Origin of the sequence: Leptotrichia trevisanii DSM 22070 (assembly GCF_000482505.1) — a bacterium.
GTDB lineage: Bacteria > Fusobacteriota > Fusobacteriia > Fusobacteriales > Leptotrichiaceae > Leptotrichia > Leptotrichia trevisanii.
The window spans coordinates 1-1,183 of the sequence record NZ_AXVL01000090.1 but is presented as its reverse complement, the minus strand read 5'-3'; the positions used below and the strand labels follow the sequence as shown (position 1 = coordinate 1,183).

The window sequence follows — 1,183 nt, the reverse complement described above, 5'->3', positions numbered from 1 at the left end:
GATAAGAAAAATAAAACTGTCAAAGTGGGAGTTAATAAAAAATATTCTTGGGTGTTAAATGCGATAACAGATGGGTTATTTACTCGTTTTGAACTGGAAGAGTTTGTCAGATTAAAGTCAAGTTACACCAAAGAGTTTTACAGAAGAATGAAGCAGTTTAGAAGTACAGGCTTTTGGAGCGTTAATTTAGATGAGTTCAAAAGGTTAATGGACATTCCTGTAAATTATCGAATGTGTGATATTGATGTAAAAGTCTTAAAGCCAATACAAAAGGAGCTTAAAGAAAAGTATGGATTAAAAATTCAGAAAACGTATAACACAAAAGGAAGAGGACGTCCTGCCGTGTCAGGCTTCATTTTTACATTTCTGAAAGAAGAACCACAGTCCAGAAAAGAAATCAAAGAAGAGAAAAAAGAAATTAAAACGCCTGCTGACTTTTTCATTCACAGAAAAGTCAGAATGATGGATGGAGTAACTGGAATGTTTAACACCTTGACAATAAAGTCAATAAATGAACAGAAGAATGGAATGGTAGTTGTTAAAATTCAGAATGTTGATGATTTTTATGAGCAGAATTTTAACTTTAACAGCATGGAACATTTTGAGAACTGGTTCAGGAAATATGTGATATAAAGAGTTCAAAAATGTCAAATACTTGCATTTATTTAGATTACAATTTTTATTACTTTGGTACTTTTTAATACGAAAAGTTAATAGCAAAAAAGGCTATTTCATAAAATTAACTTTATAAAATAGCCTTAGTATCAACTATTATAAATATTTTTTCTATGTCCTACTTCTAATGCTAATATTACTAAATTTTCATCTTGAATATTTACAATAACTCTGTAATTTCCTATTCTATATCTCCATTGTCCTTTTCTATTTGCTTTCAACATTTTTCCTTTACTGCGTGGATCTTCTGCAATATTTTCTAAATAAATTTTTATTCTTTTTTTTACAAATTCATCCAGTTTACTGAAATCTTTTACGAAATGTGGAGTTGGGATTAGTTTATATTTTACAGTTCTTCCCATTTTAAAACTTCTCCTCCATTTTTCAAATAGCTTTCATATTCTGATAATCTTAAATCTGCTATTTTGGCATCATATTCATCTTCCAGTGAGTCAAACACTTTTGATTTTATTAACTCTGACAATGTAACTCCTTCAAATTGTGCCAT

General features: G+C 29.3%; 3 protein-coding genes. 1 reads left to right on the top strand and 2 read right to left on the bottom strand.

Annotated elements, in window-relative coordinates:
* Nucleotides 1-633, top strand: a 633-nt coding sequence (locus tag K324_RS14810) for a replication initiation protein (RefSeq protein WP_036095588.1), incomplete at its 5' end; no start/stop codon positions are given.
* 131 nt (nucleotides 634-764) lie between these two features.
* Here the strand turns inward: K324_RS14810 and K324_RS0109695 are convergent.
* Nucleotides 765-1,037: a type II toxin-antitoxin system RelE family toxin gene (locus K324_RS0109695; protein ID WP_026748942.1), complete on the bottom strand. Its 273-nt coding sequence runs from the start codon at nucleotides 1,035-1,037 to the stop codon at nucleotides 765-767.
* A complete protein-coding gene (relB, locus tag K324_RS16435) occupies nucleotides 1,022-1,183 on the bottom strand; it encodes a type II toxin-antitoxin system RelB family antitoxin (protein WP_026748941.1) in 162 nt (53 codons plus the stop codon). Before relB ends, K324_RS0109695 begins: the two co-directional genes overlap by 16 nt.